Origin of the sequence: Wolbachia endosymbiont (group A) of Sturmia bella (assembly GCF_964030905.1) — a bacterium.
In the GTDB taxonomy this organism is placed as follows: domain Bacteria; phylum Pseudomonadota; class Alphaproteobacteria; order Rickettsiales; family Anaplasmataceae; genus Wolbachia; species Wolbachia pipientis.
Genome location: NZ_OZ034988.1, coordinates 84265 through 97587 on the forward strand (window position 1 = coordinate 84265; position 13323 = coordinate 97587).

Consider the following 13323-nt stretch of genomic DNA (forward strand, 5'->3'; position numbering starts at 1 on the left):
CCAGTCTGGGATCTATTTTGCATGTAACTCCAATTGTGTTTTGGCATAAAACGCGACACGTATTAGACTTATTTGCAAGCAAAGCTTGCTAGATCCAAGTAGTCAGGACACTGGAATGACACCATAGGGGCACTGCCGTCATAAAGGAACCAGTGTCAGCTACTTGGATGACAGCTAGCCTAACAACCGTCATCCCGCTGCTTGTTAGCGGGATCTAGAGATACCGCGGGGTTGTAAAGTAATTTTTTACATCTAATGCTCGGCCAGTGCCTGCATGATACCACGTATTATCTATACCAAGGTGTTCTGCTTGTAGATATTATACCAACAATCCACTATTTTTTTTATGTCTTGTGGTTTAGTTTCTGGACCTATACTGATTCTAATTGAACACTCTGCTTGCTCTTTTGTTGCCCCCATTGCAAGCAAAACATGGGAAGGCTCAACTTTTCCAGAAGAACATGCGGAGCCATTACTAACTGCAATATGATTCAAGTCAAAATGCATAAGCTGCACATCACTCTTTACTCCTGGCATATAAATAAAACTTGTGTTTGGCAGCCTCTTAGAGTTTTTACCGAAGATTCTTATGTCACTGGCAAGATTTAATAATTCACACTCTAATTGATCACGTAGCTCCTTTACTTCATCCATTTTTGATAGAAGGTCTGGAATATTTTGCAGTGCAGCAGAAAGGCCTGCAATCGCAACAATATTTTCCGTACCACCACGAAATCCCTTCTCTTGTCCACCACCTATTATAATAGGTTCTATCGCAAGTTCTTTATTGAATATTAAAACTCCACTGCCTGCTACACCGCCAAATTTATGGGCGGATAAAGTGAGTAAATCCACTCCTAAATCTTCCATATTAACTTTAATTTTCCCAACACTTTGAGCAGTGTCAGTGTGGCAAATTGCTCCAAATTTGTGGGCTATTTCAGCTATTTCCTCAATAGGTTGAATAACTCCGGTTTCGTTATTTGCCATCATAACTGAAACTATTGCTTTGTTTCCTTTAAGTTCGCTTAGAATTTTTTCTAGCTCTAAAAAGTCAACAATGCCCTCCTGATTAACAGGTATTATATATGGATTACATGCAGAATTAAGAATTGAAGGATGCTCTATAGCTGAAATTATATGCAGGTAGCCTGCTATTCCTCTCAGAACAAGGTTATTCGCTTCAGTTGCACCAGACGTAAAAACTATTTCTTTATCACTTGAGACGCCAATAGCACCACGTACGTTATCTCTTGCATCCTGAAGAATCTTCCTCGCTTCTTGTCCTCTTTTATGTAGTGATGATGGATTGAGCGTTTGTTTTAACAAGACCTCAAATATACTTTTTTTTACATTTTCACTAATTGGAGCAGTTGCATTGTAATCAGCATATACGCAACCACTATTTTCTAAAGAGAATGGACTCATCTGTCACTTAAATAAGTTTACCATCAACTATAGCCATAACTATGTACGTTAGCTTTAACACGATAAAAAATTTATTGCAAAAACAGCGAAATTAATACATAATTAATAACTCACGTCATTAATACCTGTCAAGCGGGTTCTTATTAGGGGTTACCATGGTTGAAGTTTTTTTGAATAATGCAACAAGAAAGATAGAAGGTGAATACCACCAAAGCAAAGATGCCAACGCGCCGGTTGTGCTGGTTTTACATCATCATCCTCAATATGGTGGTAATATGGATAGTAAAATTGTACATAGTACATATACGTCTTTTATCGATAACAATTTTTCTGCATTGAAAATTAACTTTCGTGGTGTGGGAAAATCTACCGGAACTTTTGATAAGGGTATAGGAGAATTAACTGACGCTGCGGTAGCCATTGATTGGCTTCAGGAACATAATCCTAGCAATGTTCCAATTTGGATAGCTGGTTTTTCTTTTGGAGCATGGGTGGCTATGCAGCTAACAATGCGCCGCCCTGAGATAGTGGGTTTTATTGCTCTTTCTCTTCCGGTAACTAAGTACGATTTTTCTTTTCTTTCTCCCTGTCCAGTTTCTGGGCTTATAATACAAAGCAGTAATGATACAATCTCAGAAGAAAGCGATGTAACAGAATTAGCAAAAAGGTTGATAAATTCAGTAAGAAGTGATCACATGAACTACTATACAATAGATGATACTAATCACTTTCTAAAGAATAAAGAAGAGGAAGTGACTCAAATCGTGGACAATTATATAAAACTGCGCTTGAATAGTGCAACTATTTCTTTTCAAAAGGTCAAAAAAGAGGTAAGGGTAAAAGAATATGCCTAATCTTTACAAACAAGAGAAATGAGTGTAGTAATATAAATGAAAAGGTTTTGTTATGTTTAAAAAGCTATTATTTTTTGTTTTAGCTGTGTTTATGTTATCGGGGTGTTCCCTAAGTAAACAGCGTAAGTTAAAAAGTCCGTGTATAAAAAGCAATGAAAGCATTTCATGCGAGTTGTACTCTGTTAATGATCATTGGTTAGATAAGTATAAGGCATAGAAATTGTGCTATTTTTCCTATTCACAACTTCACTAATGATCGATCTCTCAATTGGAAAATGCAGTCTGCCTTTTCTGCAAGGAGATGATTGTGTGTTACTATAAGCATAGAGCTGTTATTTTCCTTTACGTATGAATGTAGCAGTAAAAACACGTTAAAAGAATTTGTTGGATCTAAGTTTCCTGTTGGCTCATCTGCAAGTAAAAGCTTTGGAGAATTTACAATGCTTCTTGCAATTGCAACTCTCTGCCTTTCCCCACCCGAAACTTCAGATACCATGCTACTTGCTTTGTTTTCCAGACCAAATTTTTCCAACATTGCTTGCGAATTTTTTTTTGCTTCAGCTTTGCTTTTTCCTGCAATGAGTTGAGGAAGCATAATATTTTCCAACACCGATAACTCTTGTAACAAATAGTGAAATTGATAAACAAAACTAAGAAAATTTCTTCTTACATGAGTTTTATGCTTATTACTGGCTTGTGTGCAATTTATTCCATCTATCGTAACTATACCTGAAGTTGGCTTGTCCAACAAGCCTGCGATTTGCAATATAGTTGTTTTCCCTGCACCTGAATCGCCAATCAGCGCTACTACTTGCCCTCTTGTGACACTTAAGTTGATATCCTTTACAACAGCAGAATTGTTCTTGAAGCTTTTATCTACGGAAGTTAGTTCTAGTGCTACATTACCACCCATGTTTAAAAGATCCAGAAGGCATCTAAGTTTTAGTAATAATTAAACCGAAAAACTGTTACCACAACCACATTGAGACTTAGCAAAGGCATTCTTTATTTGAAAACCAGAACCACTGAGATCCTCAGTATAATCTATAACTGAGTTATTTAAAAATTTTGCTGAACAATTATCAACCATTAATACAGGGTTTCCATTTTCATCATTAATTACTATATCTTTACCTTTTTCGCTAAAACTGGAGTGGCTTCTATAGTCCTCACTTTCTTCATAGTCATCATCTTCGTCTTCGTCATCAAACTCATCATCGTAATCATCGTCTTCATCATCCAAAGATAGATTTTTATTCATTTGATCCATAAGAAAATTGTATTTGAAGCCAGAACATCCACCACCTGAAACTGCAACCCGTAAAATGGAACTCTTATCCCCTTCCTGCTCTGCAAGAGAGTGGATTTTTTTTAGTGCATTATCAGTTAAGTTGATGTTGTAATTTGTTGACATAGTAACCACCGTTTATTATTGATAACTTATTATAGTAGAAATTTTACATGTCAAACAATAACTTTCTATTAAATTATGCATGTTTTCCAAGCAAAACAAAAGGGAGATACTTCAAAGAGCCAGAAGATGAGAATCGCAGCTGCTTTCAGCGTGATAGGGACCGTATCATTCACTCTAATGCGTTTAGAAAATTGGAGTACAAAACACAAGTTTTTATCAATTATGAGCACGACTACTATCGCACTCGGCTTACTCATAGCCTTGAAGTTGCACAAATTGCAAGGTCCATTGCGCGTAGACTTGGCTTAAATGAGGATATCACTGAATGCATAGCGCTCGCACATGATCTTGGTCATCCTCCATTTGGTCATGCAGGTGAAGATGCTCTAAAGAAATCAGTTCAAGATTTGAATCTTGATAACGAGAAGTATGAGTTTGATCATAATGTTCAAGCTATAAGGATTTTAACTTACCTCGAACAAAAACATGCTGATTTTGATGGTATGAATCTAAGTTGGGAGGTGATTGAAGGAGTTGCAAAACATAACGGTCCCTTGCTTGGTCAAAACGCGGAGTCTTCTACAAATAATCAGCTGTTATTAGAATACAACAAAAAATATGATCTAAAACTTGAAGAATTTTCAAGCATTGAAGCGCAAGTTGCTTCAATTGCCGATGATATTGCTTACAGTGTTCACGATCTTGATGATGCACTCAGGGCGAATTTAGTAACCATCGAAGATTTGCTGAATGTTCCTTTAATTGAAAAAATGTTTAAAGACATAAGGAGCAGATATTCAGAATTGCCTCAGAGCAAACTCATACATGAATCACTGAGTGGAACTATAGGAACTATGATAAGTGATGTTGTTTCTCAGACTGAAAGAAATATTGAAGATCACAAAATAAAAAGCGTAGAAGACGTAAGAAGTCTAAATAAAATGCTAGTCACATTTTCACCAGAAGTTGCGAATGCTACAAAAGAAATGAAAAGATTCAACATGGAGAAAATATACAGAAGCTATAAACTGAGTAGAACGATGAACAAAGCAAAACGCATAATACAGGAACTCTTTCAATGTTTTTATGAAAACCCAGGATTACTTCCCACAGAGTGGAGCAAACTCGCTTGTGAATCTCAGCGTTCAGTAATAATATGTGACTATATCTCAGGTATGACAGATAGATTTGCTATACACGAGCACAGAAGAATTTTTGATACCTCATACGAAATGACTTCTTTCTAATGACTGATGATCATTTCATGTCAATTGCATTAAGGCTTGCAGAAAAAAATCTTGGAAATGTTGCACCAAATCCTGCTGTCGGGTGTATTATTGTAAAGGATGGTACAATTGTTAGTGAGGGATACACAGGGATTGGTGGGCGTCCGCATGCGGAGGTAGTCGCTTTGCAAAACGCTAAAGATTCAACTCATGGCGCAACTATATATATCACTCTTGAGCCATGTTGTCATCACGGAGTCACGGGGCCTTGCACTGCAAAAATCATAAAAGCTAGCATAAAAAGAGTAGTAATTGCAACTATTGACCCAGATAGTAAAGTTTCAGGCAGAGGCATGAAAGCTCTGAAAGAAGCAGGAATTGAAGTTGAGCAAGGTATTATGCAAAAAGAGGCAAAAGAACTGAATGTCGGTTTTTTCACCACTAAAGAATTACATAGACCATTTATAGCTTGCAAAGTCGCAACAACTCTTGACGGAAAAATCGCAACATTTACAGGCGATAGCAAATGGATAACAAGTGAAAATACGAGAAACTGGGTGCATGAGCTCAGAACGAAATATGATGCAATTATGATTGGCAGCAATACTCTTATTAATGATGATCCACTCTTAACTTGCAGATTACCAGGACTCGGAAGTAGATCGCCAATAAGGCTAATTATAGATAGTCAAGGGAGATTAAAGGAAGAGCATAACATTGCAAAGACTGCAGACAAAGTAATAACTTGGGTCATCACAAATAAAGAAGTAGAGAAAAAAATAAAAAACATTAACTACTTAGTAGTTAATTCAAGCAACGCAGGTAAGGTTTGCCTAAAGGACATGGCATTAAAACTTGTTTCAGAAATTGGTATAACAAGATTATTAGTTGAAGGTGGAGGAGTGTTAATCACAGAACTATTAAAGTGTAATTTAATCGACAGGTTGATAATATGCCGCAGTGGTAAAATTTTAGGCAATGATGCCACTCCTTTTGTAGGAGATTTAGGGATTCAATTCATTAACAACTGTTATCAGTTTAAAAAAACAAAGATAATAGAGTTTAGTGAGGATATAGTTGAGGTTTGGGATAGGTCGTCATAATCCTTACATACTCAAACAGTAAAAAAAAGGTATCCGTTCAGCGGAGCGGTAAAATAAAAAGTAGACAAGGAGTGCTAAAAACATAATATCACAAGTAGTATGTGTGGTAAATATGTCTGATCTACTAGCTAGTCTTCTCAAGCTCTGTGAAAGCTTTAAAATAGAGATAGAGCAACTAAAAGCAGAGATAAAGAGGTTAGAGATAGAAAACGAAAATTTTAGATCTGAGAATAAGGCGCTAAGAATCGAAAATGCTGAATTGAAAGAAAGACTAGGTCTGAATTCACAAAATTCATCGATACCGAGCTCAAAAGAGTTATACAAGCTAAAGAAGAAAAAGAAAAAAAGTGACAGGAAAATAGGGGCACAGATTGGGCATGAAGGAAAGTATCGCCCTAAAATGGAAGCAGATGAAGTGGTGAAAATAGAGTTCTTGCGAGTGCGGAGGAGAAATTGCGATATCGAAAGAGCCATACATTCATCAAAAAGTTGATTTGCCAGCTTATGTTGTGGAATACCAATGGCCGCTGTTGCAAGTGTGGAAAAAGAAAAAGTAGCAGGCTACCAGAAGGTGTTACTGCGGATACATTTGGTCCAAAAGTTAAGTCAACAATTGCGGCGCTGAGCGGATTTTACAAGAACTCGAAAAGAGAAGTAGCAAATATTATAAAAAATATTTTCAACCTGGACATCAGTGTTGGTAGCGTGTCAAATAGCGAGGCTAGAGTTGCAGAAAAATGCCAAGAAGCATATGAGCAAATCGAGCAAGAAGTAAGTAAAAGTGAAGTTCTGCATATCGATGAAACGAGCCATTATAACAAAGGTAAACTTGGTTGGTGCTGGATGTTTGCCAGTAATACAGCAAGTTTTATAAAATTGACAGAGTCAAGAGGAATGAAGGTTTTACAAAATAGTAAGTTCTGCAATCGCAATAGCTTACGACAGGTACGCAGTATACAACTACTTTGCCGATAAGAATAGGCAAATCTGTTGGGCACATTTATCAAGAGATTTTGAAAGATTAGCACATAGTTGAAGTTAAAGTTCTGGGCTGTTACTTAAGAAACGTAGCCACTGAATTATTTGCACTAAAAAAGGCCTTGCTAAAAAATGAGATAGATGTTTTTAGATTTACCAGACGTGCCAGAAAGTTGCGAAAACGTACAAGGTATTACTTGAAGCCGTTTACCTGAAGCAATTGGAGCTTCTCGAGTTGCAAAGAATATTTTGAAATCTGAAAGAATGATGTGGAAATTTTTAGATGACCCAGAAAACATTCCGCTGACAAACAACCATGCTGAACAGCAGATACGGCATTATGTCGTTTATCGCAAAAATTCATATTTTACCCAATCGAAGTGGGGAACTTGAACGGATAATTTCATTATACTTGACATGGAAACAAAGGGGTCTCAATCCTTTCCAAAACCTCTTATCTATCATCTCTCACACCGCTTAGCTGAACGGATACAACCCAAGAAAGGTTTTTCTACGTCATACCGCCGCGGTATCTCAGCATAGATTCCGCTAACGAGTAGCGGAATGACGAATTTGTTGTTTTTCAAATTGTAGGTAAACCTAAGCCACTTTAGCTATATAGGATTACTACGATGGATTTTTAAGATAGTTTATGGCCTTCTTAATATCTTCAGCCTTGAATATCGCCGATCCCGCAACTAAAATATCTGCACCTGCTTTTATTATATCAGCTGCGTTAAAAAAGTTAATTCCACCATCTACTGAAATTTGTGTTTTAAGGTTACGCTCTTGTATCATTTTTTTTATAGTAGATATCTTGTTCAACTGTGAATGAATGAATTCCTGCCCTCCAAAGCCAGGGTTGACTGTCATAATCAGCACAATATCTAGCTCATGTATTATATATTCAAGCACACTTGGAGAAGTTGAAGGAACAATTGAAACTCCAACTTGAATCGGTTTTTTTTCGTCGTTTACATTTTTGTATGACTTTATCTTTCTTATCAACCTCTCAAGGTGTGTCTCTGCTTCTGCATGTACAGTGATAATATCAGCACCAGCATTTATAAAGCTTTCAATGTGGTTACCAGGAGATTTGACCATTAAATGCACATCAAAAGGAAGATTGCTATATTTACGTATTGCAGAAACAACGCTAGGACCAATTGTAATATTTGGAACGAAATTCCCATCCATAACGTCTATGTGTATGTAATCCACACCTAAATCGCTAATTTTTCTTACTTCTTCCCCTAATTTTGCAAAATCTGCTGAAAGTATAGAAGGTGCAATTTTAATACTCATGAGCTGCCTTTTTTGCTAAAAAATAACTTATTTTCAAAACTCTGTCACCCTAAGCACCATCTGAGTAGCTAGAGACCGATATCGGTATGCCTATTTAACTAGATCTTAAATTAGATAAAAAAAGGTAGTCTTGATAAAACTTATTTACAGCAAGTTTTTTTACATTTGGACTTTCTGTTTGTTCTTTTTTGTACCCTAATTTATAGCTTATTGAATCCTTGTATAAACTGATCGTTTTGTATGCTTTGTTCATCTCTCTAGGAAAGATGCCGTTAGCAATTACGACGCATAACCCTGTAGCTGTTGCAAAAGCTAGAGTGGTAAATGCTAGATTTTGTAAAAAATTCCTTCCACTAACTTTTTTTTCCTGTATATTAGCAGAGTGCGATTTGTTTGACACTTCTTCTAGATATTCATGCCATATGTGATTGCAGTTCGTACATTTTACCTTTCTTCCAGACGCGCCAATTTGCTTAGGAGATACTAAGTAAGTTTTAGTACAACTATTACATTGTATTTTCATAGCACTTACATATAAGTAGTAACAAGCCCAAATGATACGAGCTACAAATTTAATATCAATATATATATAACAAATGGAAGGTTTGCAACTAAAAAAAACACAGAGTGAGATAAAAGATATTTGGAAAAATAGAGAAAAATTTAATGACTGTAATCTAAAGAAAACAGCAAGAATAGCAATTAAAGAGGTAATTGAGCTCCTTGATAGTGGCAAAATTAGAGTAGCAGAAAAGCTATCAAGTGGAGAATGGGTAGTACATAAGTGGATAAAGCAAGCAATATTATTACATTTTCTCACCGAAGAAAATAAAATAATAGATAATACCAATTGCTGGTTTGATAAGATCGGTAACAAGTTTAGTGAATGGAATGAGGAGAAATTTCGCCGGTTAAAAATTAGAGCAGTTCCTGGGTGTTTTGTTCGCCGATCTGCTTATATAGGTACAAATGTTGTTCTAATGCCAAGTTTTATCAACGTTGGTGCATATGTTGATTCAGGAACAATGATAGATACCTGGTCAACGATTGGTAGCTGTGCGCAAATAGGAAAAAACTGTCATATTTCTGGTGGAGTGGGAATAGGTGGAGTTCTTGAGCCTATTCAAGCTTCACCTGTCATTATAGAAGATAATTGCTTTATTGGAGCACGTAGCGAAGTGGCCGAGGGTGTGGTAGTGAGAGAAGGATCAGTCCTTGGCATAGGCGTGTTTATTGGGGCATCAACAAAGATTATTGATAGAGAAACTAGCAAGGTATTTTACGGCGAAGTGCCACCTTATTCTGTAGTGGTACCAGGGTCTATTCCATCTAAAAATAATATTTCAACCTATTGTGCAGTCATAGTAAAAAAAGTGGATGAAAAGACGAGATCGAAAATCTCTATAAATGAAATATTGAGGGATTAAACTATCTTACTCCTTGTCGTCACTTTTTTTATCATTATTACTAACCACAGTAATGGCATACGCGCATAACTCTGAGAAAGAGACTCCATTTTCTTGAGATAGTTTATATAATTTTTGTAGACTTTCTTTTACTTTATTAGGGATATTCCCTCCACGTTCTTTTACAAGCCAGGAATCTTGATGATGAATTGGATGAGCATCGCTTTTTGGATTTCCTATATATATTGCAAAAGGTGAACTTTGCCCTTTGAAGTCACATTGTACAGTAAATTTTTTTATAGATTCGGCCATTTAAAGACCTCTACTTTTCTTTTTGGTCGATTTTATAGCAGGTGGAAGAGGTGGTTTCTTTATAAAATCTTGTCTATTGACAACACTTTCTCTACCTTCCAAAGCTCGGCGAACATCAGCTCTGCTTAATTGCGACTCTTTTGCTACCTTCATTCCATGCTTTGCCATAATATTAGCACATGCTAGTACTTTTTTTACCAATTCTAGATCACCATTTAGCATTTGAACTAGCACTTGAAACACTTCCGCTAAAGTTAGCCCATCAGCATTTATAACCTTGTTTTCTATAAAATTGACAGCTTCTTCAAATTTGTATTCAATACTATCATCTTGAGGTATAAGGGCAACATAATCGGTGTTTTTGTCGTCCATAACTGAAGCACTATTACTCACAAACTTAAGTTTATACTATATATATAAATACTCTACTATTTTATATTATGGCACGCTATAGTTAAACATTTATTAATAACATGCTCACTTATATACACGAATTAATTGACAAAAGTCAAGGATCAATATCCATCAGTGATTTCATGAATGCCGTTTTGTACCATGAAAAATACGGCTATTATACAAGTAAATTACCGCTTGGTAAGGATGGTGATTTTACTACCGCACCTGAGATCAGCCAATTATTTGGTGAAGTAATTGCAGTTTGGATAATGCATACATGGGAAAAATTAGGAAAGCCATCAAAATTTTCTCTAGTTGAACTTGGGCCAGGCAAAGGAACACTCATTCACGATATAATAAGAGTCACTAAAAAATACAGCAGCTTTTTTAATTCAATGTTGATCCACTTAGTTGAAATAAGCCCTACTTTACGGAAGATACAAAAGGAAAAATTAAAAAGCTTAGATGTTAATTGGCACAAAAATATTGACAACCTACCAGAACAACCAACCATTTTTTTAGCAAATGAGTTCTTTGACGCTCTTCCGATAGATCAGTTTGTATATCATGATGAGGGGTGGTATGAAAATATGGTGACAAAACAAGATGATGGCAGTCTCTTGGTGTCATGCCAGTGCGTGACACTGGAATCCAGAAAAAAAGAATCATGGATTCCAGTGTCAGCTACTCAGATGACAAATGGAAAATTTTTTAATGGTGCAGTGGTGGAAATATGTTCAGTTGGGGTTGAAATATTAAAAAAACTTGAGAAGAAGATATATAATAATAAAGGAGCTGCTTTGATTGTAGATTACGGTTATGTATACCCCGCATATAAGAGCACTTTGCAATCGATAAAACAACATAAGTATGCTAATTTTCTTGAGAATGTTGGTAATAGTGATATTACCGCACTTGTGAACTTTCAAGCGTTAAGAGATCCATTAAAGCATGTAGATTGTGAGATTTTAACTCAAAGGGAATTTTTATATCTTTTTGGCATAAAAGAAAGAACCCAGGCTTTAATGAAAAGCGCAAGTGATGAACAAAAGAATAGGATCTTTAGTGAATTCTTAAGGTTGACTGAAAATATGGGCACTCTTTTTAAAGCAATGCTATTGATATAGCTAACCCAAGAAAGGTTTCCCTACATCATACCGCCGCGATATCTCAGCATAGATTCCGCTAACGAGTAGCGGAATGACGAGCTTATTGTCATGCCGCCGCGAACCGTCATACCGCGATTCATTCGCGGTATCCCAGCCGCTAACAAAGCGGGATGACGAGCTTATCGTCATGCCGCCGCGAACCGTCATACCGCTGCGGTATCTCAGCCGCTAATAAGTAGCGGGATGACGGTTGTCTCCTAGCTGTCATCCCAGTACTGGTAGACTCAAATCACAATGCTCGTATAGCTGCAACCCTGGAGGTACTGTTTCTCACCCACTGCAAATATTGCACGGTACTGTCCACTTGGTCGTCGTGGCGCGTTTCAGGAAACATTAAAATCTCATACTCAAAATCGTTCAGCCATACTGCTTGATGTGGCAGAAAAACCTTGCCAGACTCTATAATCGGAACAATTTGATGAAATCGAGTGAGCTTGTCATCATGTGGCACTATTTCAATAATCGGTAAATCACTGTTTGTCTTTAGCTCTTGCACCAATTGTTGACCACTTGTTTTTGCTTCGATTAAAATTGCGTGTGGCGTCCATCTTGCAGCTAGTGACAAAACCTGTTCTTTAAGCTTTGGATACTCAAGCTTTGCGCGATATACGTCGAGTAAATAGAATTTATTATCTATTTTTGCCCAGGTGGTGCAGACACTAAAGTTGCTCATGTTACTTGTTGAAACCGCAGTATCCCAACTTTGTGTTATATGCGAGAGATTATCAGGAAATTTTTTATAGCGTTTCAACCACTCTGGTTTAATTATACCACTTGAAAGCGGCAGAGGGTTTTGTTGATATTGAGCAGCAAAAGCGTAACTCCCAAGTTCAGCTTTTATTATCTCAACTTCTTCTTTTCCTCCATCGAGGGGATATAACAACTGACCTTCTTCTCTTGAATATAATATCCTTACAGGTGACGCTGGTTTATTATATAATCGCCTGGTCGCACAGTGCTGAGCTACTCGGATGACAGGAACGGGAGGCATTGGCTTTTTGATTGAATAAATAACCTGCTTATTTTCAGAAATCATTGGCAAACAAATATGATGCCATATGTTTTTTGGCTTGGAGAGAAGGTGTCCAGTTAAGTCCTCCTGGTGTAGCCTGTGCATTACAAGAACGATGACTCCTTTTTTTCTATCGTTCAGCCTGGTTACTAAAGTCTGATCAAACCAGTTTGTGGCACGCTTTCTAAGCGTTTCACTCAAAGCTTGAGCAGAACTGAGCGGATCGTCCACAATGATAAAATCACCACCTTCACCAGTTAGTGTTCCACCAACTGATGTTGCGATTCTGTATCCTCTCTGCACTGTTTGAAATTTATATTTGGTATTCTGGTCTTTGGATAGTTCTATCTCTGGAAATAGCGCTCTATACCAACTAGACTGCATCACGCACCTGGTGTCGAGCGAGTGCTTTTCGCTGAGCCGCTGAGAATAACTTGCAACTATTATTCTCGCAGTTGGTTGGTTTCCCAGTATCCATGCGGGCCACGCAACGCTTATGCACATGGACTTCATCGAGCGCGGAGGCATATTGAATATTATTCGTTTCACTTCACCAGCGCTCGCTGCTTCCAGCCTGTCTGCTATGACTTTTATATACTGATAATCGTTATACTCACACCCCGGCACTACCGTTTGAAAGCACAGTTCAATGAATTTTAGAAAGTTCATGATATAATGTTGAAACCAACGCGTGACGCTGGGATGACAAAAAAAGGAGCA

General features: G+C 37.1%; 13 protein-coding genes and 1 pseudogene. 6 read left to right on the top strand and 8 right to left on the bottom strand.

Annotation, left to right across the window (positions count from 1 at the left end):
- Positions 1–291: 291 nt before the first annotated feature.
- The gene (locus ACQH3L_RS00425; RefSeq protein ID WP_425384832.1) at positions 292–1428 is read right to left on the bottom strand and encodes a cysteine desulfurase family protein; all 1137 of its coding nucleotides are present in this window, start codon (positions 1426–1428) and stop codon (positions 292–294) included.
- A gap of 155 nt (positions 1429–1583) precedes the next feature.
- Between ACQH3L_RS00425 and ACQH3L_RS00430 the strand changes: the two genes are divergently transcribed.
- Positions 1584–2282 (top strand): alpha/beta hydrolase, encoded by a 699-nt coding sequence (locus ACQH3L_RS00430; RefSeq protein WP_425384833.1) that lies wholly within the window; start codon positions 1584–1586, stop codon positions 2280–2282.
- Positions 2283–2520: 238 nt separating this feature from the next.
- Here the strand turns inward: ACQH3L_RS00430 and ACQH3L_RS00435 are convergent, their stop codons facing one another.
- Both ACQH3L_RS00435 and ACQH3L_RS00440 read right to left on the bottom strand, forming a co-directional pair.
- Positions 2521–3195, bottom strand: a complete 675-nt coding sequence (locus tag ACQH3L_RS00435; RefSeq protein WP_010962776.1) for an ABC transporter ATP-binding protein — start codon at positions 3193–3195, stop codon at positions 2521–2523.
- A 39-nt stretch (positions 3196–3234) separates the two neighbouring features.
- Complete coding sequence (locus ACQH3L_RS00440; protein ID WP_010081891.1) at positions 3235–3696, bottom strand: HesB/IscA family protein; 462 nt, start codon at positions 3694–3696, stop codon at positions 3235–3237.
- A gap of 47 nt (positions 3697–3743) precedes the next feature.
- Between ACQH3L_RS00440 and ACQH3L_RS00445 the strand changes: the two genes are divergently transcribed.
- The 3 genes and pseudogenes from ACQH3L_RS00445 to tnpC all read left to right on the top strand — a co-directional run bounded on the left by ACQH3L_RS00445 (position 3744) and on the right by tnpC (position 7484).
- On the top strand, positions 3744–4943 hold the full coding sequence (locus tag ACQH3L_RS00445) for a deoxyguanosinetriphosphate triphosphohydrolase (RefSeq protein WP_070356885.1): 1200 nt from the start codon (positions 3744–3746) through the stop codon (positions 4941–4943).
- Complete coding sequence (ribD, locus tag ACQH3L_RS00450; protein WP_425384834.1) at positions 4943–6025, top strand: bifunctional diaminohydroxyphosphoribosylaminopyrimidine deaminase/5-amino-6-(5-phosphoribosylamino)uracil reductase RibD; 1083 nt, start codon at positions 4943–4945, stop codon at positions 6023–6025. The genes ACQH3L_RS00445 and ribD overlap by 1 nt, the downstream gene beginning before the upstream one ends.
- A gap of 112 nt (positions 6026–6137) precedes the next feature.
- A pseudogene (gene tnpC / locus ACQH3L_RS00455) lies at positions 6138–7484 on the top strand (IS66 family transposase).
- A gap of 146 nt (positions 7485–7630) precedes the next feature.
- Here tnpC and rpe read toward each other — a convergent pair.
- Both rpe and ACQH3L_RS00465 read right to left on the bottom strand, forming a co-directional pair.
- Positions 7631–8308: a ribulose-phosphate 3-epimerase gene (rpe, locus tag ACQH3L_RS00460; RefSeq protein ID WP_038198978.1), complete on the bottom strand. Its 678-nt coding sequence runs from the start codon at positions 8306–8308 to the stop codon at positions 7631–7633.
- A gap of 94 nt (positions 8309–8402) precedes the next feature.
- Positions 8403–8831, bottom strand: a complete 429-nt coding sequence (locus tag ACQH3L_RS00465) for a zinc-ribbon domain-containing protein (RefSeq protein WP_010962781.1) — start codon at positions 8829–8831, stop codon at positions 8403–8405.
- A gap of 73 nt (positions 8832–8904) precedes the next feature.
- Here ACQH3L_RS00465 and dapD point away from each other — a divergent pair, with 73 nt between their 5' ends.
- Positions 8905–9735, top strand: a complete 831-nt coding sequence (dapD, locus tag ACQH3L_RS00470; RefSeq protein ID WP_010962782.1) for a 2,3,4,5-tetrahydropyridine-2,6-dicarboxylate N-succinyltransferase — start codon at positions 8905–8907, stop codon at positions 9733–9735.
- 6 nt (positions 9736–9741) lie between these two features.
- Here the strand turns inward: dapD and ACQH3L_RS00475 are convergent, their stop codons facing one another.
- Together ACQH3L_RS00475 and ACQH3L_RS00480 are read right to left on the bottom strand one after the other, a co-directional pair.
- Entirely contained in the window at positions 9742–10026 is a 285-nt protein-coding gene (locus tag ACQH3L_RS00475; protein WP_010962783.1) for a DUF2610 domain-containing protein, read from the bottom strand.
- Positions 10027–10398, bottom strand: a complete 372-nt coding sequence (locus tag ACQH3L_RS00480) for a hypothetical protein (protein ID WP_022626336.1) — start codon at positions 10396–10398, stop codon at positions 10027–10029.
- Positions 10399–10499: 101 nt separating this feature from the next.
- Here ACQH3L_RS00480 and ACQH3L_RS00485 point away from each other — a divergent pair, with 101 nt between their 5' ends.
- Positions 10500–11549 (top strand): class I SAM-dependent methyltransferase, encoded by a 1050-nt coding sequence (locus ACQH3L_RS00485; RefSeq protein ID WP_010962785.1) that lies wholly within the window; start codon positions 10500–10502, stop codon positions 11547–11549.
- A gap of 271 nt (positions 11550–11820) precedes the next feature.
- On the opposite strand, the gene terL is transcribed toward ACQH3L_RS00485, so the two are convergent.
- Positions 11821–13272, bottom strand: coding sequence for a phage terminase large subunit (gene terL, locus ACQH3L_RS00490; protein WP_208571654.1), 1452 nt, complete (start codon positions 13270–13272; stop codon positions 11821–11823).
- Positions 13273–13323 lie beyond the last annotated feature (51 nt).

Coding starts and splice junctions, on each gene's coding strand:
- dapD (WP_010962782.1), top strand. CDS start 8,905: ATGGAAGGTTTGCAACTAAAAAAAACACAGAGTGAGATAAAAGATATT.
- ACQH3L_RS00440 (WP_010081891.1), bottom strand. CDS start 3,696: ATGTCAACAAATTACAACATCAACTTAACTGATAATGCACTAAAAAAA.
- ACQH3L_RS00485 (WP_010962785.1), top strand. CDS start 10,500: ATGCTCACTTATATACACGAATTAATTGACAAAAGTCAAGGATCAATA.
- ACQH3L_RS00435 (WP_010962776.1), bottom strand. CDS start 3,195: ATGGGTGGTAATGTAGCACTAGAACTAACTTCCGTAGATAAAAGCTTC.
- terL (WP_208571654.1), bottom strand. CDS start 13,272: ATGAACTTTCTAAAATTCATTGAACTGTGCTTTCAAACGGTAGTGCCG.
- ACQH3L_RS00475 (WP_010962783.1), bottom strand. CDS start 10,026: ATGGCCGAATCTATAAAAAAATTTACTGTACAATGTGACTTCAAAGGG.
- ACQH3L_RS00425 (WP_425384832.1), bottom strand. CDS start 1,428: ATGAGTCCATTCTCTTTAGAAAATAGTGGTTGCGTATATGCTGATTAC.
- ribD (WP_425384834.1), top strand. CDS start 4,943: ATGACTGATGATCATTTCATGTCAATTGCATTAAGGCTTGCAGAAAAA.
- ACQH3L_RS00430 (WP_425384833.1), top strand. CDS start 1,584: ATGGTTGAAGTTTTTTTGAATAATGCAACAAGAAAGATAGAAGGTGAA.
- ACQH3L_RS00480 (WP_022626336.1), bottom strand. CDS start 10,398: ATGGACGACAAAAACACCGATTATGTTGCCCTTATACCTCAAGATGAT.
- ACQH3L_RS00445 (WP_070356885.1), top strand. CDS start 3,744: ATGTCAAACAATAACTTTCTATTAAATTATGCATGTTTTCCAAGCAAA.
- rpe (WP_038198978.1), bottom strand. CDS start 8,308: ATGAGTATTAAAATTGCACCTTCTATACTTTCAGCAGATTTTGCAAAA.
- ACQH3L_RS00465 (WP_010962781.1), bottom strand. CDS start 8,831: ATGAAAATACAATGTAATAGTTGTACTAAAACTTACTTAGTATCTCCT.